The sequence below is a fragment of the Pseudomonas sp. Irchel s3a12 genome, assembly GCF_900187485.1.
GTDB lineage: Bacteria > Pseudomonadota > Gammaproteobacteria > Pseudomonadales > Pseudomonadaceae > Aquipseudomonas > Aquipseudomonas neuropathica.
Window position 1 is genome coordinate 11,301 of sequence record NZ_FYDN01000011.1, and the last position, 25,838, is coordinate 37,138.

Annotated in this window: 21 protein-coding genes and 1 pseudogene; 11 read left to right on the forward strand and 11 right to left on the reverse strand. The window is 59.7% G+C overall.

What is annotated here, in order from left to right:
* Positions 1-29: 29 nt before the first annotated feature.
* The 7 genes and pseudogenes from CKW14_RS30505 to CKW14_RS18940 form a co-directional block, all read left to right on the forward strand.
* Positions 30-1,871, forward strand: a pseudogene (locus CKW14_RS30505) (RHS repeat-associated core domain-containing protein); the annotation flags it as partial.
* Positions 1,868-4,606 (forward strand): RHS repeat-associated core domain-containing protein, encoded by a 2,739-nt coding sequence (locus CKW14_RS18915; protein WP_095125853.1) that lies wholly within the window; start codon positions 1,868-1,870, stop codon positions 4,604-4,606. The pseudogene CKW14_RS30505 and the gene CKW14_RS18915, both read left to right, overlap by 4 nt.
* A 76-nt stretch (positions 4,607-4,682) precedes the next feature.
* Positions 4,683-6,443, forward strand: coding sequence for an ATP-binding protein (locus tag CKW14_RS18920; protein ID WP_095125854.1), 1,761 nt, complete (start codon positions 4,683-4,685; stop codon positions 6,441-6,443).
* Positions 6,443-7,771 (forward strand): sigma-54 dependent transcriptional regulator, encoded by a 1,329-nt coding sequence (locus CKW14_RS18925; protein ID WP_095125855.1) that lies wholly within the window; start codon positions 6,443-6,445, stop codon positions 7,769-7,771. The genes CKW14_RS18920 and CKW14_RS18925 overlap by 1 nt, the downstream gene beginning before the upstream one ends.
* Positions 7,772-8,171: 400 nt before the next feature.
* On the forward strand, positions 8,172-9,491 hold the full coding sequence (locus CKW14_RS18930; RefSeq protein ID WP_007912608.1) for an MFS transporter: 1,320 nt from the start codon (positions 8,172-8,174) through the stop codon (positions 9,489-9,491).
* A 379-nt stretch (positions 9,492-9,870) separates the two neighbouring features.
* Positions 9,871-10,146: a hypothetical protein gene (locus CKW14_RS18935; RefSeq protein ID WP_038366788.1), complete on the forward strand. Its 276-nt coding sequence runs from the start codon at positions 9,871-9,873 to the stop codon at positions 10,144-10,146.
* A gap of 257 nt (positions 10,147-10,403) precedes the next feature.
* Positions 10,404-11,033, forward strand: a complete 630-nt coding sequence (locus CKW14_RS18940) for a flavin reductase family protein (RefSeq protein WP_007912610.1) — start codon at positions 10,404-10,406, stop codon at positions 11,031-11,033.
* A gap of 4 nt (positions 11,034-11,037) precedes the next feature.
* Here the strand turns inward: CKW14_RS18940 and CKW14_RS18945 are convergent, their stop codons facing one another.
* Positions 11,038-11,280 (reverse strand): hypothetical protein, encoded by a 243-nt coding sequence (locus tag CKW14_RS18945; protein WP_095048247.1) that lies wholly within the window; start codon positions 11,278-11,280, stop codon positions 11,038-11,040.
* Positions 11,281-11,323: 43 nt separating this feature from the next.
* Positions 11,324-11,677: an antibiotic biosynthesis monooxygenase family protein gene (locus CKW14_RS18950; RefSeq protein WP_095048248.1), complete on the reverse strand. Its 354-nt coding sequence runs from the start codon at positions 11,675-11,677 to the stop codon at positions 11,324-11,326.
* A gap of 338 nt (positions 11,678-12,015) precedes the next feature.
* Between CKW14_RS18950 and CKW14_RS18955 the strand changes: the two genes are divergently transcribed.
* Entirely contained in the window at positions 12,016-12,945 is a 930-nt protein-coding gene (locus CKW14_RS18955; RefSeq protein WP_093430530.1) for an AraC family transcriptional regulator, read from the forward strand.
* Between the two features lie 225 nt (positions 12,946-13,170).
* Here the strand turns inward: CKW14_RS18955 and CKW14_RS18960 are convergent, their stop codons facing one another.
* From CKW14_RS18960 to CKW14_RS18985, 6 genes are all read right to left on the reverse strand, one after another.
* Positions 13,171-14,226, reverse strand: coding sequence for an ABC transporter ATP-binding protein (locus CKW14_RS18960; RefSeq protein WP_095048250.1), 1,056 nt, complete (start codon positions 14,224-14,226; stop codon positions 13,171-13,173).
* Between the two features lie 13 nt (positions 14,227-14,239).
* On the reverse strand, positions 14,240-15,088 hold the full coding sequence (locus CKW14_RS18965) for an ABC transporter permease (RefSeq protein ID WP_095048251.1): 849 nt from the start codon (positions 15,086-15,088) through the stop codon (positions 14,240-14,242).
* On the reverse strand, positions 15,085-15,993 hold the full coding sequence (locus CKW14_RS18970; RefSeq protein ID WP_095125856.1) for an ABC transporter permease: 909 nt from the start codon (positions 15,991-15,993) through the stop codon (positions 15,085-15,087). The genes CKW14_RS18965 and CKW14_RS18970 overlap by 4 nt, the downstream gene beginning before the upstream one ends.
* 186 nt (positions 15,994-16,179) lie before the next feature.
* Entirely contained in the window at positions 16,180-17,283 is a 1,104-nt protein-coding gene (locus CKW14_RS18975) for an ABC transporter substrate-binding protein (protein WP_095048253.1), read from the reverse strand.
* 217 nt (positions 17,284-17,500) lie between these two features.
* Positions 17,501-18,949, reverse strand: a complete 1,449-nt coding sequence (locus CKW14_RS18980) for an aldehyde dehydrogenase family protein (RefSeq protein ID WP_095125947.1) — start codon at positions 18,947-18,949, stop codon at positions 17,501-17,503.
* Positions 18,949-20,586 (reverse strand): 5-guanidino-2-oxopentanoate decarboxylase, encoded by a 1,638-nt coding sequence (locus tag CKW14_RS18985; protein ID WP_095125857.1) that lies wholly within the window; start codon positions 20,584-20,586, stop codon positions 18,949-18,951. The genes CKW14_RS18980 and CKW14_RS18985 overlap by 1 nt, the downstream gene beginning before the upstream one ends.
* 224 nt (positions 20,587-20,810) lie before the next feature.
* Between CKW14_RS18985 and CKW14_RS18990 the strand changes: the two genes are divergently transcribed.
* On the forward strand, positions 20,811-21,692 hold the full coding sequence (locus tag CKW14_RS18990) for a LysR substrate-binding domain-containing protein (protein ID WP_095125858.1): 882 nt from the start codon (positions 20,811-20,813) through the stop codon (positions 21,690-21,692).
* Between the two features lie 222 nt (positions 21,693-21,914).
* On the opposite strand, the gene CKW14_RS18995 is transcribed toward CKW14_RS18990, so the two are convergent.
* Both CKW14_RS18995 and CKW14_RS19000 read right to left on the reverse strand, forming a co-directional pair.
* Positions 21,915-22,529, reverse strand: a complete 615-nt coding sequence (locus CKW14_RS18995) for an NAD(P)-dependent oxidoreductase (RefSeq protein WP_095125859.1) — start codon at positions 22,527-22,529, stop codon at positions 21,915-21,917.
* 45 nt (positions 22,530-22,574) lie between these two features.
* Positions 22,575-23,453, reverse strand: coding sequence for an MBL fold metallo-hydrolase (locus CKW14_RS19000; protein WP_095048257.1), 879 nt, complete (start codon positions 23,451-23,453; stop codon positions 22,575-22,577).
* Between the two features lie 114 nt (positions 23,454-23,567).
* Here CKW14_RS19000 and CKW14_RS19005 point away from each other — a divergent pair, with 114 nt between their 5' ends.
* Positions 23,568-24,473, forward strand: a complete 906-nt coding sequence (locus tag CKW14_RS19005; protein WP_218233180.1) for a LysR family transcriptional regulator — start codon at positions 23,568-23,570, stop codon at positions 24,471-24,473.
* 220 nt (positions 24,474-24,693) lie between these two features.
* Positions 24,694-24,870, forward strand: a complete 177-nt coding sequence (locus CKW14_RS30005; protein ID WP_176471308.1) for a hypothetical protein — start codon at positions 24,694-24,696, stop codon at positions 24,868-24,870.
* 59 nt (positions 24,871-24,929) lie between these two features.
* Here CKW14_RS30005 and CKW14_RS19010 read toward each other — a convergent pair whose 3' ends face one another.
* Positions 24,930-25,814, reverse strand: coding sequence for a helix-turn-helix domain-containing protein (locus CKW14_RS19010; RefSeq protein WP_093430541.1), 885 nt, complete (start codon positions 25,812-25,814; stop codon positions 24,930-24,932).
* Positions 25,815-25,838: the final 24 nt, after the last annotated feature.

Genomic DNA, 25,838 nt, shown 5'->3' on the forward strand with positions numbered 1-25,838 from the left:
TTACCCGCATCGAAGACCACGCCTTTCAACCACGTTACTTCGCCAATCAGTTGATCGATGGCCACCGCGACTTCACCTACGACTCGCTCTATCGGTTGACCAGCGCCACCGGCTACGACGACGCCCCGCCGCCGGACATTCCCGGCCTGCCGCAACCGGGCGACCCGAACAATCGCCTCAACTACACCCAGACCTACCAGTACGACAACGGTGGCAATCTGATCGAACTGTGTCACGTACGCACCGGCAACAACTCGACCCGGCAAATGTTCATCGATCTGAAAAGCAATCGCGGGGTGCGCTGGAAAACCGGCGACGAGCCGCCGGATTTCGACACTTTGTTCGATCGCCACGGCAATCAACTGACCGTGCAACCGGGCCAACCGCTGCTCTGGAATACCCGCGATGAGCTGGAAAGCGTGATCCTGGTCCAGCGCGATGGCGGTTCCAATGATGCCGAGTACTACCGTTACAGCCAGGGTATGCGCGTGTTCAAACGCCACGAAACCTTCGCTGCCAACGCCGAGCATTTCCACCAGGTGCGCTATCTGCCGGGGCTTGAAATCCGCACCCGCGACAACAGTGAAGAACTGCACGTCATCACGCTCGGCAACGCCCGCTGCCTGCATTGGGCAAAGAACAATCCCAAAGACATCGACGGCGATCAATTGCGTTACAGCCTCGAAGATCACCTCGGTTCCTGTGCGATGGAACTGGATCAGCAAGCACAACTGATCAGCGAGGAAGGCTATTACCCGTTTGGCGCCACGGCGTGGATGACCCCACCTCCAGAGACCGGGGTCAGCTATAAATTCATCCGTTATTCGGGCAAAGAGATGGACGTCAGTGGCATGTATTACTACGGCGCACGCTATTACGCGCCGTGGTTGCAGCGTTGGGTCAGTGCCGATCCGGCCGGAGATGTGGATGGGTTGAATCTGTATGCGATGGTGTTGAACAACCCGTTAACTTATGTGGATGTGCAAGGCAACAGCCAAGAGAAATTCGATATCGTAAATTTCTCAAACTTCGTGACCACTCTCGGTGATTACTCAGCCACAACGCTGGACCAAATGCTGAAAGTATCAAGCGGACAGTACGGGACTGAACTGCTGGCGAATATTGTTGCAGAGTCACTGATAGGCACTGCCGGCTTCTTCGCTGGTTATTTCGGCGGCGGGTTCGCAGGCTCAACACTTACCGCTGCTATGCCCGCCGCCGTCGGCTTCTTGTCGGAGATGATTGCCATGCACATCAGCGGCGATATCGGCGAGGAGATCGCCAGCAAATACACGTCCTTTGCAAATATGACAGTCCCATTGATTCCACAAACTTCGGCAATGAGCGTCGCAGCCATTGATCAAAAGGTCGGCATCACAGAGCGTTCATCGAGTTTCACGCCGGCCGATGCCGCCAACACCTTACTGAACCGCGGCGTCGGAACATTTGTTCCAGGCGTGGGGGCGACACTTAATATCGGTTCGCGGGTGCAGGAGGTGGAGGACATTAAACAGGGTCTGGATCCGGTCAAGATTGAAAAAATCGAAACGATGCTCGCCGACTGGAAACAAGTCCTCACTTCGCGAATGGCCGATATTGAGAAAGCCTTCAGACGCGTAGGACAAAACACGATCAATTCGGCTGACGTGCTACCTGACAAGAGCCGCTTAATGGCTGCCAAGACCATTCGGCTCGATACCTTGCGAGAGCAGACCAGTGCAATCCTGGGATATATCGAAAGCAGCCAGACCACCCTGAAGTGGCACAAAGAAGATTTGCTGACAGACAACAGATTTTTGCGCAAACAAGCGAAACCAGCGTCGAAATTTCAGACATTTGTTCAGCCCTTCACCAAACACAAATTCGCATGAAATACGACCCTGTTCATAGGCGCACTCCAACGGTGGCGGTGATCGATGGCCGGGGCTCGCCGATCCGTCAGGTCAGTTACTTGCGCACTCTGGCAGACGACACACCAAAAGCACTCGTGTCGCTTCAGCAATACGATGTGGTCGGCCGTATGGTGGCGCAGCGGGATCCGCGTCTGCCCACTGCGAACCTCATTAACGTCTACTCACTAAACGGTGATGGGGTATTGACCGACAGCGTCGACGCCGGCTGGCGCCTGATCCTGCCGGGGCTGGCGGGTGAGCCGTTGCGGCGCTGGGATCAGCGCGGTAGCCAGTGGCAGACGATCTTCGATGAGCAACTGCGGGTGGTCGCGGTCGAGGAAAATGGCCAACCCGATGTCGATGTTTTCATTTACGCCGATGCCTCGGCCGAAGCCGGATACAACCGTCGCGGCCAGTTGCTGGAACAGAAAGACCATTCCGGTTCGCTGCTCACGAACAGCTTTTCCCTGACCGGCCAGCCGCTGCGGGAAACCCGCACGTTCCACGACGGTGAGCCGTTCACCACTCACCATGTGTTCAGCTCGCTCGGCGCGCTGCTCGAGCAGACCGACGCCGGTGGCCATCGGCGACGCTCGCGCTACGGCCTGGCCGGGCAACTCAAGCAAACGGAACTGCTGATCAAGGATACGTCTGACTGGCAACCGGTATTGCTGGACGCACAGTACAACGCCAACGAGCAGATCATTGAACAACTGGCCGGCAATCGCGTCCTCAGTACGTGGACGTACGACCCTGCAGACAGTCGTCTGCACACTCAGTCCAGTCGCAAAGACACCGGCGCAGTGCTGCAGAACCTCGAATATTTCTACGATCCCGTCGGCAATATCACCCGCATCGAAGACCACGCCTTTCAACCACGTTACTTCGCCAATCAGTTGATCGATGGCCACCGCGACTTCACCTACGACTCGCTCTATCGGTTGACCAGCGCCACCGGCTACGACGACGCCCCGCCGCCGGACATTCCCGGCCTGCCGCAACCGGGCGACCCGAACAATCGCCTCAACTACACCCAGACCTACCAGTACGACAACGGTGGCAACCTGATCGAACTGTGTCACGTACGCGCCGGCAACAACTCGACCCGGCAAATGTTCATCGATCTGAAGAGCAATCGCGGGGTGCGTTGGAAAACCGGCGACCCGGAACCGGTGTTTGGCGATCTGTTCGACAGTCACGGTAACCAGAAAGCGATGCACCCCGGCAAGCCGCTGATCTGGAATGCCCGCGATGAGGTGGAGAGCGTGACGCTGATCCAGCGTGAAAACGATCGCAATGACGCCGAGCATTACCTTTACAGCCAGGGCATTCGCGTGTTCAAACGCCACGAAACCTTCGCTGCCAACGCCGAACATTTCCACCAGGTGCGCTACCTGCCCGGGCTTGAAATCCGCACCCGCGACAACGGTGAAGAACTGCACGTCATCACCCTCAGTAACGCCCGCTGCCTGCATTGGGCAAAGAACAACCCCAAAGATATCGACAGCGATCAATTGCGTTACAACCTTGAAGATCATCTCGGCTCCAGCGTGATGGAACTGGATCAAGACGCCGTCATGATCAGCCAGGAAGGCTATTACCCCTTTGGCGAAACCGCGTGGATGGCACCGAATTCGGAAACCAGGTACCGCTTCATCCGCTATTCGGGCAAGGAGATGGATGTCAGCGGGTTGTACTACTACGGCGCCCGCTATTACGCGCCGTGGTTGCAACGCTGGGTCAGTGCCGACCCGGCAGGGGATGTGGATGGGCTGAACCTATATGGGTTTGTGCGCAACAATCCCATGACTTACTTCGACACGACAGGCAACAAAACAGAAGAAGCTCAACCGTCAAGCGCAGGCGTTCGGGCATTTATTACCGGAAACACTCCCACAGAGCGTATGCAGAAGAAACTGGCCTTCCATAACGAGCTGCTTTCAGCTGTCGATCTGGCTGTCAGGGATGTCACCACTCAAATACTCAATCATCGCTCTGAGCCCAACAGCAGGGTATCAACCGCGAAACGTACAGGTTTTTTTCTTGCGGAAAAGGGCACATCCAACGCGGTTGGCATAGGCATGAGCGCAGCCGGGGTAGCACTGGGAATCCCTGGCGGCCCTCTGGGAATGCTGATTGGCGGGGCTCTTGGTTTCCTAGTCGGAAAAACCGTGAGTAAAACGACGAAAGCGATCGGCAGAAAAACCGGTTTGAACACCTCCATCAGCTTGCAACCGGATCGATTGAAAGGAACCAGGCTGTTAAAGCAAACACAGGCCGAACAAGGGCCCGTGGTTAACTTTAAAGCTATCGCCGATTACAACCCGCTCAAACCCGAAGGACGGCAAGAGATCAAACAAGGCGGCATCGCGGCTGGCAAGGAATTGGCGCTGGCAGGCGCTGGCAAGATCCCCTACGTCGGGCCGACTATCAAGGTGATTCCGGACACCCTTGATCTCTTGAATGAAATAGCAACCAGCGCAAATGATCTTACCGAGGATGAGGTGACTGCACTGGATGCCGACATTACCGACACGATTAATATGCTGCAGTATCGCTCGGAACATTTAATCGAAACGGTCAAGACCCTGAGTCGTACTGACCCCTCTAAGCGCATTGAACGCATTGAACGCGACACAGGACAGCGAATAAAAAGGCTTCGAAACCTGAGGACCGTGCTTCATTCCAATTCGTCGACTTTTACTGCCGTATGAAAAGGTGACGACGCGACTCCTGGCCTGAACAGTGCTCATGGTAAGGTGCCTGCCCGTCCTTATTCCTGCGCCCAGCATGCTGCCGACTTCCCGTACCCTGCGTCTGTCGTTGTATACCCTGCTGATCATTGCCGGCGCGGCGCTTGCCGCTACGCTTGCGATCCGCCACGCCGAACGTCAGGCGCTGGAGGAGGATGCCGCCCGTGCCAACCAGCAACTGGCGTTGTACGCCAACTCCCTGCATACCCTGATCGACCGTTACCGCGCCCTGCCCGCCGTGCTGGCGCTGGACCCGCAATTGCGTTCGGCGCTGGCCGGGCCGGTCGATGCCGACGAACAGGCGGCGCTGAATCTCAAGCTGGAAAAGATCAACGGCGCGGCGCAATCCTCGACCCTTGAACTGCTTGATCACACGGGCCTCGCCGTGGCGGCGAGCAACTGGCGCTTGCCGAGCAGTTACGTCGGCCACAATTACGGTTTCCGCCCCTACTTCAGCCAGACCCGCACCCAAGGCACCGGGCGTTTTTACGCGGTGGGCGTGACCAGCGGAATTCCCGGCTATTTCCTCTCCAGCGCGGTGCTCGGCGACAACGACGAGTTCCTTGGCGCAATGGTGGTCAAGCTGGAATTCCCCGAGCTGGAACGCGAATGGAGTCAGGGCAATGACACACTGCTGGTCAGCGACGCGCGCGGGATCATCTTCATCGCCAACCAGCCCGGCTGGCGCTATCGCGCGCTGCGGCCATTGAGCGCCCGCGACATCGATGAGATCAAAGCCACCCGGCAGTACGACAAGCAATCGCTGCAGCCCTTGACTCATTTGTCGCTGCGCCGCTTCGATGACAACAGCGACCTGCGCCGCGTCGAAGGCCCGCTAGGCACGGCGGATTATCTATGGGAATCGCTGCCCCTGAGCGCCGAAGGCTGGACCCTGCACCTGCTGCGCCATCCGCAAGTGGCGTTCGAAGACCTGCGCAACGCCGGGCTGGCCGCCGCCGGGGTGTGGCTGGCGCTGGTGTTTCTGTTGCTGTTTCTCAACCAGCGCTGGCGCCTGTCGAAAATCCGCCAGCGCAACCGCGAAGAACTTGAACAGTTGGTGGAAGAACGCACCCGCGATTTGCGCACCGCGCAGGACGGTCTGGTGCAATCGGCCAAACTCGCCGCGCTCGGCCAGATGTCCGCCGCGCTGGCCCATGAAATCAATCAGCCGCTGACAGCTCAGCGCATGCAACTGGCGACGCTGCGCCTGCTGCTCGAGCATGGCCGGGTCGACGATGCTTATAAAGCCTTGAAACCGGTAGACGAGATGCTCACGCGCATGGCTGCCCTCACCGGCCACCTCAAGACCTTCGCGCGCAAAAGCCCCAGCGGCTTGAGTGAGCGCCTGGATCTGGCGACGGTGGTCGATCAGTCTTTGCAGTTACTCGATGCACGGTTGCGTGACGAGCAGGTCAGTCTGGTGTTGCACCTGACGCGTCCGGCATGGGTGCGCGGTGATGCGATTCGTCTCGAACAGGTGCTGATCAACCTCCTGCGCAACGCCCTCGATGCGATGCAGGGCAAAGCGTGCAAGCGTCTCGAAATCCGTCTGGAAGCCGATGAACAACTGTGGCGCCTGAGCGTCAGCGACAATGGCGGCGGCATCGCCGAAGACCATTTGGGCCAGGTCTTCGATCCGTTCTTCACCACCAAACCGGTGGGCGACGGTTTGGGTCTCGGCCTGGCGGTATCCTTCGCCATCGTGCATGAATCCGGCGGCCGTCTGAGTGCTGAAAATGGCGACAGCGGCGCAGTGTTCAGCCTGACTTTGCCGATCGATCTGGAGGCACACATCTGATGCTCAATTCAGTGATGGTGGTCGATGACGAAAGCAGCATTCGCAGCGCCGTCGAGCAGTGGCTGAGCCTGTCCGGCTTCGAGGTGCAGCTGTTCAGCCGCGCTGAAGAATGCCTCGCCGCCCTGCCCGCGCACTTTGCCGGGGTGATCCTCAGCGACGTGCGCATGCCCGGCATAGGCGGCCTGGCGTTGTTGGCCGAAGTGCAGAAACGCGACGCTGACCTGCCGGTAATTCTGCTCACCGGTCATGGCGATGTACCGATGGCCGTCGAGGCGATGCGCGACGGTGCTTACGACTTTCTGGAAAAACCGTTCAGCCCGGAAACCCTGCTCGGCAGCTTGCGCCGGGCGCTGGACAAACGCCGGCTGATTCTGGAAAACCGTGCACTGCACGAGCAGGCCGACAACCGCGCGAAACTCGATGCGACGTTGCTTGGTGTGTCCCGTGGTTTGCAGACGTTGCGTCGGCAAGTGCTGGACCTGGCGGCGCTGCCGGTCAATGTGCTGATCCGTGGCGAAACCGGCAGCGGCAAGGAATTGGTCGCGCGTTGCCTGCATGATTTCGGTCCGCGCGCGGCCAAGCCGTTTGTGGCGCTGAACTGTGCGGCGATCCCTGAGCAGTTGTTCGAGGCGGAGTTGTTCGGTCACGAGAGCGGTGCATTTACCGGCGCCTCGGGCAAGCGCATCGGCAAGCTGGAATACGCCGATGGCGGCACCTTGTTTCTCGATGAAATCGAAAGCATGCCGCTGGCACAACAGGTGAAACTGTTGCGCGTGTTGCAGGAGCAGAAGCTTGAACGGCTGGGCTCGAACCAGAGCATTCGCGTTGACCTGCGCATTGTCGCAGCGACCAAACCCGACCTGCTCGATGAAGCCCGGGCCGGACGTTTTCGCGAGGATCTGGCGTATCGCCTGAACGTTGCCGAACTGCGCTTGCCGCCCTTGCGCGATCGCCGCGAAGACATTCCGCTGCTGTTCGAAACCTTCGCCCACAATGCCGCTGAACGCTTGGGCCGCACCTTTCCACCCTTGAGTGGCGCGCAATTGAGCCATCTGCTCAGCCACGACTGGCCGGGCAACGTACGCGAACTAGCGAACGTTGCCGAACGTCAGGTGTTGGGCCTGGATGAACCGGCACCGGGGATTGATCCGGGGCAATCGCTGGCGGCGCAGCAGGAGGCGTTTGAGGCGCAGTGTTTGCGTGCGGCGCTGACCCGGCACAAGGGCGATGTGAAAGCGGTACTTGAAGAGTTGCAACTGCCGCGCCGCACGTTCAATGAAAAGCTGCAGCGGCATGGGTTGAGTCGGGAGATGTTTTTGGCTGAGTGAGGCTGGGTCGGGATTTTTGCTGCGGCTGAAAACCATCCCCCTCACCCCAGCCCTCCCGAAACGTCGGACCGCCCCCAAGGGGGCGAGGGGGAAAGGGAGCCGATCCTCATGCTTTTCGAAACCTGAGTTCGACTCGGTATCTCAGGTCGGCGTAACTATCAAAAGCACCTCGATCAGTCCCCTCTCCCCCCGGGAGAGGGTTAGGGTGAGGGGCTTTTGATCTCAGCCCCAATAAGCGGAAATCCGCTCACAAGATCAATTCCATCGGCACAAATCCGCTCACCCAATCCCGCCACGCCCTCTAAACCGGCCCTCCCCCCGTTGGCACACCTCCTGCTATAGCCCTCGCAGGCTGCGTTTCGACGCGCTCCACAAAAACAATTAAACGAAGGATCCTTCAATGGATAACTCCAACGCCCTGCCACTTGGGTCGGCTGCCGTGCCGGCCAAAGAAAGAACCACCGCCAGCCGGATCAAATCGATCTTCAGCGGTTCCGTCGGCAACATGGTCGAGTGGTACGACTGGTATGTGTATGCCGCCTTCTCCCTGTATTTCGCGAAAACCTTCTTCCCCGCCGGTTCCACCACCGCCCAACTGATGAACACCGCCGCGATTTTCGCCGTCGGCTTTCTGATGCGTCCGATTGGCGGCTGGCTGATGGGGATGTACGCCGACAAGGTCGGCCGTAAAAAAGCCTTGATGGCCTCGGTTTACCTGATGTGCTTCGGCTCGCTGCTGATCGCCCTCAGCCCGAACTACGAAACCATCGGCATCGGCGCGCCGATCCTGCTGGTGTTCGCCCGTCTGCTGCAGGGCCTCTCGGTCGGTGGCGAATACGGCACCTCGGCAACCTATCTCTCGGAGATGGCGACCAAGGAACGTCGCGGCTTCTTCTCCAGCTTCCAGTACGTGACCCTGATCTCCGGCCAGCTCATCGCGCTGGGCGTCCTGATCGTGCTGCAGAACGTGCTGACCACTGAACAACTGTACGCGTGGGGCTGGCGTATTCCGTTCGCCATCGGCGCGCTGTGTGCGGTCGTGGCGCTGTACCTGCGTCGCGGCATGGAAGAAACCGAGTCGTTCACCAAAAAAGAGAAGTCCAAGGAAAGCGCCATGCGCACCTTGATGCGCCACCCCAAAGAACTGTTGACCGTGGTCGGCCTGACCATGGGCGGCACCCTGGCGTTCTACACCTACACCACCTACATGCAGAAATACCTGGTGAACACCGTCGGCATGAGCATCTCCGACTCGACCACCATCTCTGCCGCCACGCTGTTCCTGTTCATGTGCCTGCAACCGATCATCGGCGGCCTCTCGGACAAGATCGGTCGTCGTCCGATCCTGATCGCCTTCGGCGTGCTGGGGACGATCTTCACCGTGCCAATCCTGATGACCCTGCACACCATTCAGACCTGGTGGGGCGCGTTCTTCCTGATCATGGCAGCGCTGATCATCGTCAGCGGCTACACCTCGATCAACGCGGTGGTGAAAGCCGAACTGTTCCCGACCGAGATCCGCGCCCTGGGCGTTGGCCTGCCGTATGCACTGACCGTGTCGATCTTCGGCGGCACCGCTGAATACATCGCGCTGTGGTTCAAGAGCATCGGCATGGAAACCGGTTACTACTGGTATGTGACGGCATGCATCGCGGTGTCGTTGCTGGTGTACATCACCATGAAGGACACCCAGAAGCATTCGCGGATCGTGACTGACTGATCGGGTTTCACAGCCACTGCAATGGTGGCTGTGATGGACTCTTCGCGAGCAGGCTCGCTCCCACATCTGGAATGCATTTCCCTGTGGGAGCGAGCCTGCTCGCAATTGGGTCACAGCGTTATCCAGACCTGCATGAAAAATCCCTCACACACGCCGCACAGCGATTAATCGCTAATTAATGCTGCCCCCTCATTCTGCAATCACCTGATCGATGACCTGCGCGACGCTCGCTCCGACGACGAAAGCGAATTCAACGTGTCGCCCTTAACATCAAGTTAATCGATTGTTCTTAGCATTAATTTGCGCTTTTTAATCAATTTATTTGGCGTAGCATTAAACCCATGCAAGACACACCGCCAACGAATCTGGAGTAACCGACATGAAAACCAAACTGATCCTCGCCCTGACCCTGTCCGTACTGGCCGCTAATACCTTTGCTGCCGACGGCTCGGATCGCACCAAATCCGCCGACTTCATCAACGGCGCCAGCGCCGCCATCGAAACCAGCCACACCGGTACTTATGCCGCTGATGGTTTTGATAAAACCAGCCTTGGCAAAGCTGTGGCTGCTGATGGTTTCGACAAGACCAACCTGGGTAAAACCGTCGCGGCTGACGGTTTCGATAAAACCGGCACCGCGGCTGCCATCAGCTAATTTTCAGCGTTCGTCCCACAGCCCGGCCTTGGCCGGGCTTAGTCATTTCTGGGGGATGACAATTTTCTCAAATACACACAAATCCACTGTAGGAGCTGCCGAAGGCTGCGATCTTTTGATCTTGATCTTTAAAAGCAAAATCAAAAGATCGCAGCCTTCGGCAGCTCCTACACGGGGTTTTGCGTCTGGCTGGAAATATGCGGGGCGTCCTTGCACTATGGCTGCATCCGAAACGCAGCCTCAGGAATTCACCCACCATGCCCGATGACATCCACTTCTACGAACCCGCCAACGGCCACGGTCTGCCCCACGATCCGTTCAACGCCATCGTCGGCCCACGCCCCATCGGCTGGATTTCCTCGCAGGATGCCAACGGCCGCTTGAACCTGGCGCCGTACAGCTTCTTCAATGCCTTCAACTACATTCCGCCGATCATTGGTTTTTCCAGCGTCGGGCGCAAAGACAGCCTGAACAACATCGAGCAGACCGGCGAGTTCGTCTGGAACCTCGCCACCCGCCCGCTGGCCGAGCAGATGAATCAGAGCTGCGCGATGGTCGCGCCTGAGGTCAACGAGTTTGAATTGGCGGGTTTGACGACAGTGGCGTCAAAGGTGATTTCAGTACCACGGGTCGCAGAAAGTCCGGTGTCCTTTGAATGCAAGGTCACGCAGATCATTCAGTTGCAGCGCGCCGATGGCGAAACCGTGCCGAGCTGGCTGATCCTCGGCGAAGTGGTCGCCGTGCATATCGCCAAGTGGCTGCTGAAGGACGGCATTTACGACACCGCCGCAGCAGAACCGATTCTGCGCGGCGGCGGACCGGCGGATTATTTCCAGTTGGGGCCTGAGGCCCTGTTCAAGATGTGGCGTCCGGGCGCAAACAAGTAACGCGTTACCAGATCAACTCGGCGTCTTCAGTGACGCCTTTGAGGTTATCCAGCTCATTGATGGCCGCTTCATCAGCGGCAATGGCGCCGGGGAAGATCTGGTCATTCAACAGTTTGTGAAAGCGTGGTGCACCGCCATCGACCAGGGCCTTGACCGCGATTGCCGCGTGATAGCCCTTGTTGCCGCCCAACTCGACGGGGACGACTGCGGAAACTGCTTCGAAGTGTTCGAACTCTTTACGTGCCATGTCACATATCCCGGCTCAGACAAACAAGCCGGACATTAAACCCTCAACCGACGAGTTTGTGTACCGGCGCCGGGCATTGACCGAGGGCTTGCGCCGCCGATACGTCCTTGAACGTGTGGAAGTCGAGGCTGTTGACCACCAGTTCCTGCACAAGCTCGGCGAAGATTTCCATCGACGGGCTGTTGAAATAGTTGGTCATCATTTGCTGGCTGCTCCAGAACCCGCAGACCAGCCACAACTCGGGATCACACTGCGAATGCTGCAAGGCAAAGCTCAGGCAACCGGGGGCGGCGCGGGACGGCTCGATCAACGCGCTCAGGCGTACACCGAGTTCCGCCGAACGCCCGGCGCGCGCTCGAACGAAGGCCATATGACTGACGGGAATCTGCTTGGACATGTTCAACCCTCCCAGGGAGTCGCGTGGCAGCCGGGGGACGGGCTGCGACAGGATCAAAGGTTAAGGGCCGCACGCCAGCCGCCGTTAGTCGATTCCTGTCGCTGCGTTGCACAATCCTGCGAGACTGCGCAGAAGACCTGTAACAACCTGTAAAACTGCGTCACACGGTTGTCATACGGCGTATCAAGCAACTTTGCCGCCCTACATCCTGCTATGGCTGAGCCCGCCCACAATCCCATGCAGAATCAGGCAAGCATTTCGCAGGATGTGTCTACCGCTGGCGCTTGCACAAACATATGCTCTGCTCCATTCCACCTCCCCTGCCGAGGATGCCGTGCATGACGTCATTCGATCGTTTTCAAGCCGAACCCACCGCTGACATGGAAAAACAGCGCGCGGAACTGGCGGCGATCATCCGCCGCAACACCACCGACGATGGCAGCTACGAGACCGCCATCGGCTCGCTGTTCATGTCGCGCCACACCCGATCCCACGACTTTGCCCCGGTGCTCGCGCAACCGGCGCTGTGCATCATGGCGCAGGGACGTAAGGAAGTGCGGCTGGCCGACGAGTTCTTTAATTACGATCCGCTGAATTATCTGGTGGTGTCGGTTTCGATGCCGTTAAGCGGGCGCGTGGTGAATGTCTCGCCGGAAGAACCGATCCTCGCCGTGCGCCTGGATATCGACCCGACCGAAATCACCGCGCTAATCGCCGACGCCGGCCCGATGGGCGTGCCGACGCGGCCGACCGGGCGGGGTTTGTATGTCGAGCAGATCGACAGTTCGATGCTCGATGCCGTGCTGCGTCTGGCCCGATTGCTCGATGCACCGAAAGACATCGCCATGCTCGCGCCGCTGATTCGCCGGGAGATTCTTTATCGCCTGTTGCGCAGCCCGCAGGGCCATCGTTTGTATGAAATCGCGATCGCCAACAGCCAGAGCCATCGCATCAGTCAGGCGATCAAATGGTTGAACGGCAACTTCGAACAGCCGCTGCGCATTGATGACCTGGCCAAAGAAGTGAACCTCAGCGTCTCGACCTTGCATCACCGTTTCAAGGCGATGACGGCGATGAGTCCGTTGCAGTATCAGAAGCAGTTGCGCCTGCAAGAGGCGCGGCGCCTGATGCTGGCCGAGGGGCTGGAAGCGTCGGCGGCGGGGTATCGCGTCGGGTATGAAAGTCCGTCACAGTTCAGCCGTGAGTACAGCCGCTTGTTTGGTGCACCGCCGTTAAGGGATTTGGCGCGATTGAGACTTTCGGTGTGAACTTCAAGAGCCCCTCACCCTAACCCTCTCCCAGAGGGAGAGGGGACTGAATGGGGGATATTGAAGAAGTACGCTGACCTGAAAGTACTTTGCCGAATCCATAATCGACTCGATATCTCAGGTCGATGGATAGCGCCAGACACCTCGGTCGGCCCCCTCTCCCTCCGGGCGGTCCGACGTTTCGGGAGGGCTGGGGTGAGGGGCGATTTGGAGTCAGCCCCCAATCTAAGCCCCCAACACCCGACAAGCGTCCGCCGGCAACGTCACCGACACCGGATGCCCAATCCCCAACCCGATCCCCTGACACGGCGTACTCAGCGCCGTAAACGTCACCCCGGAACACTCCACCGTCGTCTCGATGGTCGCGCCGATATCACGCACAAACGTCACCTTGCCGAGCAATCGATTCCCCGCCGTCGCTTGCGGTGCGGACAGTTGCAGGTCTTCGGGGCGAATCAGCATCTTCACCTTCTGCCCGACGACAATGCTGCTGCAGATCGGCACTTGCAGCGCGTCACCACCCGGCAGGCTGACCTTGCCATCGCCCAGCGCCGTGGCCGGGAAAATATTGCCCGAGCCGATGAAGTCCGCGACAAACTCATTGGCCGGATGCCGATAGATTTCGATCGGCGTACCGACCTGCTGCACCTTGTGTTCGCCCAGCACGACGACGATATCGGCCATGGTCATCGCTTCGCGCTGATCGTGGGTGACCATGATCGTGGTGATGTTCAGGCGCTGCTGCAGTTGGCGGATTTCCACCTGCATCGACTCGCGCAGCTTGGCGTCGAGCGCCGATAGCGGCTCATCGAGCAGGAGGATTTTCGGGTGCGAAGCAATCGCCCGGGCAATCGCCACGCGCTGCCGCTGGCCGCCGGAAAGTTTCGCCACCGGGCGATCGATCATCGCCTGCAACTGGATCAGCTCCAGCAACTCGACCACGCGCTTGTGTTGATCAGCCTTGCTGACGCCGCGCAACTTCAGCGGGTAGGCGATGTTCTCGCCAACGGTCATGTGCGGGAACAGCGCCAGCGACTGGAACACCATGCCGAAGTTGCGCAGGTGCGCCGGGGTCTGGCCGATGTCTTCGCCGTCCAGACGAATCTCGCCACCACTCAAGGTTTCCAGCCCGGCGATCATCCGCAGCAAGGTGGTTTTGCCGCAGCCGGACGGGCCGAGGAAACACACCAGTTTGCCTTCCGGCAAATGCAGGTTGACGTCTTGTACCGCGCACGCCGAGCCATAGAATTTCTCGACGTTTTCCAGAATCAGACCAGTCATGTTGCACCTCAAATCAAAAGGAAACGCCGCCCTCGCCCACCAGCTTCTCCAGCGCCCAGATCAGGACGAAGTCGATCAGCACGATCAGCACGGCAAACGAGAACACGGTAGGGTCGAGCGATGACACGGTGCGGCTGTACATCCAGATCGGCACGGTCATGACGTCGATGGTGTAGAGGAAATAGGTCACGGTGAATTCGTTGAACGAGACGATGAACGCCAGCAGCATGCCGGCCAGAATCCCCGATTTCATCAACGGCACCACCACATCGACAATTGCGCGCAACGGCGAAGCGCCAAGCATCCGCGCCGCTTCCTCGACCTCGCTGCCGATGGAAAGCATCGCTGCGGTGCAGTTCTTCACCACAAACGGCAGCGCCAGAATCACGTGGGCAATCACCAGCCGCGAAGTGGTCAGGTGGAACGGCAGGCTGTCGAACACCAGCAGCAAGGCCAGGCCTAACACCACCATCGGGAACACCAGCGGCAGCGACATCAGTTGCAGCGCCACGGCCTTGCCACGGAATTCGCAGCGGGTCAGCGCATACGCGGCAGGCACCGCGATCAGCGTGGCAAAAACCATCGTCAGGCACGACACCAACAGGCTGGTGGCCATGGCCTGACCGAGGCTGAGCACGTCGCTGGCGTCCGGCGAAACAAAGGTGTGCCAGGCCGCTTTGTACCATTGCAGGCTGTAGCTGCTCGGTGGGAAGTCGAGGTTCGACGCACCGCTGAACGACATGACGATCATGGTCAGGATCGGCAACACCGCCAGCAGCAGAATGAAGCCGGAGAGGATGCCGGCGAACTTGCCGGTTTCGCCGGGCAACAGCACCATGCGCTTCTTGGTCAGGGCACTCATTGCGAAGCCTCCAGCAGACGCCGACGACGGCCAGTGATGTATTCAGAGAGAGTCATGATCGCCAGCGTGGTGACAATCAGCACCACCCCGGCTGCCGACGCGGCGGGCCAGTTCATCAGCGGCGCGATCTGGTCATGCACCATCACCGCCAGCATCGGCACGCGACGGCCACCGAGCAGCAACGGCACCACGAAGCTGCTGGCGTTGTAGGCGAACACCAACGTTGCACCGGTGATGATCCCCGGCAAACTCATCGGCAGAACCACTTGGCGGAACACTTGAAAACGGCTGGCACCGAGGGTTGCGGCTGCTTCTTCATAGCTTCGCGCGACGCCGCGCATGGCGCTGGCAATCGGCAACACCGCGAGTGGAAACGCTGTTTGCACCAGGCCCATCAGAACGCCGTTCTGGTTGTACAGCAACATGATCGGCCGCTTGATCAGGCCGAGGCCCATCAGCGCCTGATTGAGCATGCCGCCGGGACCGAGAATCACCAGCCAGCCGTAGCTTTGCAGCAGCAGATTGACCAGCAGTGGCAACAGCACCGCTGCGAGGAAAATCCGCCGCAGAAACGGCGAGGTCAGCCGCGACATGGTGTACGCCACCGGGATCGCTAGCACCACGGCAATCACCGCGCTGATCAGCGCCAGACGCAAGGTCAGCAGCAAGGATTTCAGGTAATAGGGTTCGAGCAACTGGGCATAACTGGCCAGGCTGAAACCGCTCCATTCCGCGCCTTTGGTGCCGACGCTCATGCGTAGCACCAACAGGCTGGCGGCGATCAGCACGCCGAGAAACAGCATCGACGGCGTGAGGAAAAGCCACGCCCGCGCTGTCGGAGAAATACCGCGCGCCGGACGCACATCGCCGGCGCCAACCGGTTGGGTCAGGGATTGATGTTCCATAGCAATGATCTCGTCAATGGAAGAACAACTGACAAACACAACCTTCATATTCACTGAGAAACCTGTGGGAGCTGGCTTGCCAGCGATAGCAATCTGTCAGTGACATCATTGTCGACAGGAAGGCCGTCATCGCTGGCAAGCCAGCTCCCACAAGGGTTTGCGGTGTTCTGAAGGTTTGTGTTCGGCTCAGGAAGAAAAAATTTCCGTATAGCGACGAATCCATTGGTCATGCACGGTGGCCAGGAAGGCGTTGTCGTGCATGATCGCCTTCTCGGCAATCTGCTCCGGCGTCAGAATGAACGGGCTCTTGCGCGCTTCGGCGGAGATGATCGCCTTGGCGTTGACCGGGCCGTTGAAGATGTCTTCGGCCATCTTGCCCTGCACCAGCGGGTCGAGGGAGTGGTCGATAAACGCGTAAGCCAGATCGGTATCTCCCGGCCGATTCTTCGGCATCACCGAAAGCATCAGGTCGGTGTAGAAACCTTCCTTCATGCCGAACGTAGCGCCGAGGCCGTAGTTCGGATCGCGGATCTGCTTGGGAAAAAATGCCGGGGCATAGAGGCCGCCCATGTCCAGCGAACCGGTGCGGAACAGCTCGGCAATCTGGTTCGGGTTTTCGCCCAACGTCACCACGCGATCCTTGAGTTCGGCGAGTTTCTTGAAGCCCGGTTCGATGTTGTGTTCGTCACCGCCGGCCAGTTTCGCGGCGATGATGATCAGGTCCATCGCCTCGGTCCAGTTCGGCGGAGGCAGGAAAATATTCGGCGCCAGATCGGCATCCCACAACGCGGCATAACTGCTCGGCGCCTCTTTCTGGGTGCGAGTGCTGTAGACCAGACTGTTGCACCACAACAGGTAACCGATGCCGTGGCCATTGGCGCCAGTGCGGTATTTTTCCGGGACGTCGATCAGGTTGGGAATACGGTTGAGGTCGGGTTTTTCCAGCAGCCCGGCGGCCGCCAGACCTTCGGCACCGACGCCGGCCAACGTGATGATGTCGTACTGCGGACGATCACCGCCGGCCTTGAGTTTGGCGACCATTTCCGAAGTGCTGCCGGTGCGGTCGGCGATGACCTTGGCGCCAGTCTTGGCTTCGAACGTGGCGGCGATGTTGCGCAGTGCCGCGAGGCCGGTGTCATCCGACCAGGTCAGCAAACGCAGGGTCTTGCCGGCGAACCGCGTGTCGCTGGCGCTCGCCCGGATGAAGGGCATGCTCAGGGCGGCCGCAGCCACCGAGGCGACGCCGACGGTTTTAATGAATTGACGCCTGTTCAGATCGTGCTCGCCCATGACGGACTCCCTTTGTTCTTTTAAGTATGAGGTTGGTCGCAACCGTTGCATCCGCGCGGCCGGATCCGCTGCAGGCCTTGTTTTCAAAGGCCTGCAGCGCTGCCGACGGGTTCATCCTGAGGTCGTGCAAAACACCTGACTATCGAAAAAAACTCATTGAAGCCATGACGTCGACGCATGCCTCGTTGCGAGGCATGCGCTCACCTTTTTCGGGCGTTCAGAGCGCCCGGATCACGTGTTTGATTTCCTGAAACGCGGCCAGGCCCCACGGTCCCAATTCGCGGCCGATGCTGCTCTGCTTGTAACCGCCCCACGCGGTTTGCGGGAAGATCACTTGCGGCGCGTTGAGCCACACCAGCCCCGCCTGCAGGGCGTTGGCGACCCGCTCGGCGGTCTCGGCGTTACGCGTCACCACACTGGCGACCAGGCCGAATTGGCTGTCGTTGGCCAGGGCAATTGCCTCGGCTTCGCTGCTGAAACTGCGCACACACAGCACCGGACCGAAAATCTCTTCGCACCACAGCGCACTGTCGAGGGGCACGTCGGTGAACACGGTTGGCTGCAAAAAATATCCGCGCGGCAGATCTGCCGGACGATTGCCGCCGCACACTAGCTTCGCGCCAGCGCTCAGACCCCGGTCGATGTGACCAAGCACGCGCTGGTATTGCGCCTGATTGACCAGTGCGCCCATCTCCACGTCCGGGTCGAACGGATCCGCCACGCGAATCGCCTGCGCACGCTTGTGCAAACGTTCAAGGAATTCATCCGCCAATTCATCGGCAACCAACACACGGCTGGTGGCCGAGCACATCTGCCCGGCATTGAAGAAACCGCCACCGCAAGCCAACTCGACCGCTAGTTGCAGATCCGCATCTTCGAGCACCAGCAGCGAAGATTTGCCGCCCAATTCCAGACTCACGCCCTTCACCGTTTCGGCGGCGCGCTGCATCACCTGGACACCGACGGCGTTACTACCGGTGAAGGAAATCTTGGCGATGCGCGGATCCGCCGACAGTGGTGCACCGACCGCCAGGCCAGTACCGCAAACGACGTTGAACACGCCGTTGGGCAGGCCGGCTTCGGCGATGATCGCCGCCAGCTCCAGCTCTGGCAGCGGCGTGACTTCCGACGGTTTCAGCACCACGCAGCACCCGGCGGCGAGGGCCGGCGCAAGTTTCCACGCGGTGGTGACCATGGGGAAATTCCACGGCACGATCAGCCCGACCACGCCGCACGGCTCGCGCCGCAAGCGTGCGCTGAAATCATCGCTGGGCAGCGGCACGTTGCTGTCCTGTCTGGCGTCGAGGCCTTCAGCGAGTTCGGCGTAGTACTCGAAGGTGGCTATCACATCGTCGACGTCGATGGCCGCTTCGAACTGCGGTTTGCCGTTGTTGCTCGATTGCAGTTTCATCAAGTGATCGCGACCGTTGCGCACGCCATTGGCGATGTTGCGCAGAATCGCGCCGCGCTCAGCACCGCTGGTTTGCGACCAGTCCCTGAATGCTTCAGTCGCAGCGCTCACGGCCTGGCTCACCGCGTGCTCGTCACCACCATTGACCGTGGTCAGCAACGCCTCAGTGGCCGGGTTGATCACCCGCAGATGTTCGCGGCCGGCCGACCATTGGCCGTTGATGTAGAGGCCGTCGAGTGTGGTTGGAAAATTGATCACTTGGCCACCGCCTGCATCCACAGGTTCTGGTCGATTTCGATTACGCTCGGGCCTTGGCGATCGGTCGCGGCACGCAGTGCACTGCGCAGTTGTTCCACTGAGTTGATCGCTTCGGCGGCGCAGCCGAGGGCCTTGGCCACGCCAATGAAGTCCGGGGTGTAGATGTCGACGCCGACCGGTTCGATGGCGCGGTTGACCATGTATTTCTTGATCTCTTCGTAGCCCTGGTTATTCCACAGCAGGACGATCACCGGGGTGCGCGCTTCGACGGCGCTGGCCAGTTCCGGCAGGGTGAACTGCAGACCGCCGTCGCCGATCAGGCACACCACCGGTGGCCGTGCACCTTTATCGGGTTGTCCACCGAGCCATGCGCCAATCGCTGCCGGCAACGCATAGCCGAGGGTGCCGTAGCCGGTCGACGAGTTGAACCAGCGACGCGGACGCTCCGGATTGAAGGTCAGGTTGCCGGTGTACACCGGTTGCGTGGAGTCGCCGACGAACACCGCGTCGGGCAATTCGTGCAGCACGGTTTCGAGGAAACGGGTTTGCGCCAGCGTCGGTGCATCCCAGGTCGCGGCCAGATCATCTCGCAGACGCGCCGCGCGTACCTGGCCCCAATCGTTGCGGCGCTCGGCCAGCGTTTTGTGCGACAAGGCGCTGAGCAATGCCTGCACGGCATTGCGCGAATCGGCAACCAGGGCGACGTGTGGCGGATAGTTACGCACGGTCTGATCGGCGTCGATGTCGATGCGCAGCAGCTTGCCGGGAATCTCGAAACCACCGGCGAAGGTCACGTCGTAATCGGTTTCGGCCAGTTCGGTGCCGATCGCCAGTACCACATCGGCATCGGCGACCAATTCGCGGGTGGCGACCAGGCTTTGTGTCGAGCCGATCAGCAGCGGATGCGTCGACGGCAACAGACCTTTGGCGTTGATCGTCAGCGCTACAGGTGCGTCGAGCAGTTCAGCCAGTTCGGTAAGCTCTGCTGCGGCATCGATCGCACCGCCACCGGCGAGAATCAACGGACGTTGGGCGCCGGCCAGCAACGCGCTCATCCGGCTTACGGCAGCGGGCGCGGCACCGGCGCGGTCGATGTTGACCGGGACACTGGCGAGCAGCTCATCGGCCTCTTCCACCAACACGTCCAGCGGAATTTCGATGTGCACCGGACGCGGACGCCCGGCCTGGAACAAGGCGAATGCGCGAGCGAGCACGCCGGGCAATTCCGACGCCGACATCAGGGTGTGAGAGAACGCCGCGACGCCAGCGACCAGTGCGCTCTGGTTCGGCAACTCGTGCAGCTTGCCGCGCCCGCCGCCCAACTGGTTGCGGCTCTGTACGCTGGAGATCACCAGCATCGGGATCGAGTCGGCGTAAGCCTGGCCCATGGAGGTGGTGATGTTGGTCATGCCCGGGCCGGTAATGATGAAGCACACACCCGGTTTGCCGCTGGTCCGCGCATAACCGTCGGCCATGAAGCCGGCGCCCTGTTCATGTCGTGGGGTGACGTGGTTGATGCTCGAACGGGCCAGCCCGCGATACAGCTCCACGGTGTGCACGCCAGGAATGCCGAACACCTGCTCGACCCCATAACCTTCGAGTAACTTGACCAGTACTTCGCCACACGTCGCCATGTCATTGCCCTTTTGTCAGCTAAAAACACAGATCCCTTGTGGGAGCGAGCCTGCTCGCGAAAGCGCTGGATCAGCCAACATCAATGCTGAATGTGAAACAGCCTTCGCGAGCAGGCTCGCTCCCACATGACCTGAACATGGGCTCATTGAACGGTCGGCAGGTAGCGGCAACAATCGATTAAAAGTCATACTAGCCATGTCCTCACGTCATACCTTGGATCCCCATGAAACGACTGCCTCCCCTGCCCGCCCTGCATACGTTTCTGATCACAGCGCAGTGCTGCAACTTCACCCGGGCCGCCGAGCAGTTGCATATCACCCAGGGCGCGGTGAGCCGGCAGATCGCCGGGCTGGAAGATCATCTGGGGTATGAACTTTTCATTCGTCTGGCCCGTGGCCTGGAGTTGACGGCCGAAGGCCGGGAGTGGTTGCCACGGGTGGAGAAGGTCTTCGGTCTGATCACTGAGGCCACCGAGCAGATCGGTCTCAAGCGCGAAACCCTGCAACTCAAGGCGCCAAGTTGTGTGATGCGCTGGCTGGTGCCGCGCCTGCTGCAATGGCAAAAGGAACGCCCGGATGTGCCGGTCAAACTGACCACGACGTTGGCCCATGGCGTGGATTTTCAGCGCGAGCAGTTCGACGCGGCGGTGATCTACGGAACGCCGCCGGACAACTCCTCGACCGCGCTGCATCTGTTCGATGAACAACTGACCCCGGTTTGCTCACCGGCACTTTTGAAAGGCCCACCGGAACTGTCCGACCCGGCCGATCTGCAACAGCATCTGTTGTTGCATCCGACCCGCGACATCCAGGACTGGACGGTGTGGCTGACGGCAGCCGAGTTGCAATTGAACAATGTGAACATGGGCCAGCATTTCGAAACGCTGGATCAGGCGATGTCGATGGCGTCGCATGGGACGGGGGTGGCGATTGGCGACTGGTCGTTGATCGGCGATGACTTGCGCGCGGGGCGGCTGGTGATGCCGTTTGAATTGAAGGTGAGGACGGGGTTGGCGTATTACGTGGTGGTGCCTGCGGGAACCGAGCCTTCGCCGCAGTTGGAGGAACTGATGATCTGGCTGGTAGAGCAGGCGCATTTGCGGTGAGGCTTTTTCCCTCACCCTACCCCTCTCCCAGAGGGAGAGGGGACTGATTGGGGGATGCTCTGGAGATACGCCGACGTGAAATTACTGCGTTGAATCCATAATCGACTCGATCACTCAGGTCGATGTACAACACCAGACACCTCGGTCGGCTCCCTCTCCCTCGGGAGAGGGCTGGGGTGAGGGGGGAAAGATCTAGAGCCAGACCCATCCCTCAGAAACGCCTCAGTACCCGACAGTAAACCGCTGACGCGAATGCTTCGGCGTTTCCACCTCGTCGATCAGCGCAATCGCGTAATCGGCAAAGGTGATCCAGCTACGCCCCTCGGCACTCACCAGCAAATGATCCTGGCCGACACGAAACTTGCCGCTGCGCTCACCTTCGACAAACTCTGCCGAAGGTGACAGAAAGGTCCAGTCCAGATCTTTCTCCGAACGCAAGGCATCAAGGAAAACCGCGCCAGCGCTGGCTTCAGCTTTGTACTCCGCCGGGAAACCCGCACTGTCGATCACCCGAGTGTCGTCCGGCAGCAACAACGAACCAGCACCGCCGACCACCAGCAAGCGCTGCACGCCCGCCTGCTTCACTGGCCCGACAATCGCCGCCGCAGGCACGGTGGCAAAATGCGCGGCGGTGATCACCACATCGTGACCGGCCACCGCGCCCTGCAACGCGGCCGAATCCAGCACATCGACATTCTTGCTGACCACACCGGCACGGGCGCCGATCTTCGACGTATCGCGGGCAATAGCGGTAACGCTATGGCCGCGACGCAGGGCTTCTTCCAGCAGTTGGCTACCGGCACGGCCGGTGGCACCAATGATTGCGATCTTGCTCATGACATTCTCCAGTTGGCTTGAGAGTGCTGCGTTTTCAGAATCGGCTTACCACTGCATTTCGCCCTTGGCGACTTTCGCGCTCAGCTCCAGCGAACTTTCTTCGCCGAGTGTCGGGTAGCGCTTTTTCATCGCGGCGATCAGTGCGGCGGAATCTTTGGCCTTGGCGGTTTCCGCGTCGAAAGCCTTAATGTAGTCGGCGGTGAATTTCACGCTGGCCAGCGAGCGGCGGCTGTCACCCAGGTAGTGACCCGGCACCACGGTGTTCGGTTTGAGGGTTTCGATCGAGTGCAACGTTTGCAGCCAGTCGGCGTGGGATTGCGCGCTCTGGGTATCGGCCATCCATACGTGGATGTTCTCGGCGACAACCACACCACCGACCACGGCTTTGAGCGACGGGATCCACACAAAACTGCGATCTGGTTGTTTGCCGTCGAGGCCGATGACCTGCAATTTCTGCCCTTCGAGCATCAGGCTGTCACCCTTGAGCACACCCGGCACGATGGTTTTCGCCGGAACGTCGGCGCCCATTTTCGGGCCCCAGAAGGCCAGTTTGCCGGCGACGGTTTTGTTGATGTGATCAACCGTCGGTTGCGAGGCCAGTACCTTGGCCTCCGGGAATGCCTTGGTCAGGGTATCAAGGCCGAAGTAGTAATCCGGGTCGCCATGGCTGATGTAGATAGTGGTCAGGTGCTTGCCGCTGGCGCGGATCTTTTCCACGACTTGCTCGGCCTGGGATTTGCCGAATTGCGCATCAACGAGGATCGCGTCTTTCTCACCGCTGACCAGCACCGAGGTCACCGGGAAAATCGCGTTTGTCCCTGGGTTGTAGACATCCAGGGTCAGATTGGCAGCCGCTGCATGCGCGGCGAAACCCAGAGAAGCAGTGGCGAGCAGAACGCGTTTGAGTGTGGTGAAACCGATCATCTGTTGCTCCGGTGTCCGAATGCCGTGTTTGGCGATGGAACAGAGCTTAGTTGCCTGACTCAGTACAAAAAATGCGATGCTTGAACATAGTTTGTTTCTGAAAGCGGGCAAATCATGGATCGTCTCCAAGCAATGCGGGTGTTTGTCACCGTGGTGGACCTGGGCAGCCAGTCGGCCGCAGCCGATCATCTGGACCTTTCGCGGCCGGTGGTTTCACGTTATCTGGCAGAGCTGGAAGACTGGGTCGGCGCGCGCCTGATGCACCGCACCACGCGCAAGTTGAGCCTGACCGCCGCCGGCAGTGAGATTCTGCCGCGCTGCCGGCAGATGCTAGAACTGTCGACGGACATGCAGGCCTCCGTCAGCGAACCCCACGACGCCCCGCGCGGGCTGCTGCGGATCAGCGTCAGCACTTCGTTCGGCCAGGCCCAACTGGCGGATGCGATGGCCGCCTACGTCAAACGCTACCCGGGGGTGAGCATCGATCTGCAAATGCTCGATCGCACGGTGAATCTGGTCGATGAGCGCATCGACCTAGCGATTCGCACGAGTAACGATCTCGACCCCAACCTGATCGCCCGACGCCTGACCGTTTGTCGTTCGGTAGTCTGCGCCGCGCCCGCTTATCTGCAGGAGCAAGCGGCGCCATTGCGGGTCGAAGAGTTGAGCCAACACAACTGCCTGACGCACTCTTATTTCGGCAAAAGCCTGTGGCATTTCGAGGAGGATGGCGAACCGGTTTCAGTGCCGGTGCAGGGCAATATCAGCGCCAACGAGGCCAGCACGTTACTGCGCGCCACCCTGGCCGGCGCCGGGGTGGCGATGCTGCCGACCTATCAGGCCGGGGTGCATATTCACAGCGGCGAACTGGTCCGCCTGCTGCCCCATGCCGAGCCGCGACAGATGAACATCTATGCGGTGTATGCCTCACGCAAACACATGCCGGCGGCGCTGCGCAGCATGCTGGATTTTCTGGTGCTCAGATTCCCCGAAAACCCCGAATGGGATACCGGCCTATAAACCCAATCCCCTGTAGAAGTGAGCCTGCTCGCGATAGCGGAGTGTCAGCCAACATCTATCCGACTGACACACCGCTATCGCAAGCAGGCGAAGGCCTACAGGGGGGGTATCAGTGTTCTGAATGGCGAGTTAAATCCTCAAGCACACTCGCTGGCAACTCCCCAGCGCTGACCTATGCTGAAAGTAATACCGCAGGGTATGTCGTTCAGAGGTCTACGCCATGAACATCAAAACAAGAAGGTACGTCGCGATTTTCATCACCTGCGCCGCCACGCTGGCGCTGTACGGCACCGCCGCCTGGCGGGTCGAACAGCAGCGACAACTGCCGCGCGAGTATGCGAGCTGCAACTTCGAGCGCTGCATTCCGCACAATGCCACGCTGAACGCGCTGCGCTGATATTCAACTGTAGGCGCGAGCAGGCTCACTCCTACAGGGAGGGTTGTGATGTCAGTGGATTACTGCTCGGCCTTCAGACGGTCGCGGAAAGCCTTTGGTGAAATCCCCACCCGGCGCCGAAACAGGCGCGTGAAGTTGGTCGGATCGGAAAATCCCAACAACTCCGACATCTCGTAAATCGTCATGCTGGTGTAGGTCAGCAAGCGCTTGGCTTCCAGCAACTGACGCTCGTGCATGATCTGCAACGCCGGTTGCCCCGCCAGTTCACGGCAAGTGCCGTTGAGGTGCGATACCGAAATCCCCAGCCGATGCGCAAGGTCTTCAACCTTCACGTGTTGGCGGTAAGTCTCCTCGACCAATTGAATAAAGCCATTGAGGTATTCGCGCTGACGTTGCGGCCGCTGACTGGCTTTGTGCCGCACGATCGCCTGACGGCTAACCCAGACCATGATCACGCTGACCAGCGAATGCATGAGCATTTCCCGCGCCGGTTGGTGGCCGTTGTACTCAGCCTGCAACGCCGAAAACAGGCTGTTGAGGTAATCACCGTCGGTGCCTGCCGGGTAGTTTTCTGCACTGGCCAGTGCGTGCACCGAATCGCCCAGTTGCGCCTGCAAGTGATTGATCAGCGGTGTGGCGAGGGTAACGATGAACCCTTCGACGTCTTCGGAAAAGCGAAAGCCGTGCACCGATAACGGTGGCAGCACTTGAATCGCCGGGGTTTGGAGTTGCGTGCGCTGCCCTTCGATCTCAAGCTCTGCCTGACCTTTGAAGACGAAGAGCAACTGGCACAAATCAGCATGGCGGTGGGGTTTGATTTCCCACTCATGTTCGCGACTGCGGGAGGAAATGGTTTCACAGTGCAGCAAGTCAGGGGTCGGCCAGTCCAGGCTTTCACCGTAGAGCTTGAACACTGGAATCGAAGGCAGCTCAGGCTTGTTCATCACTTCAATCCAGGCCTCGGGGTT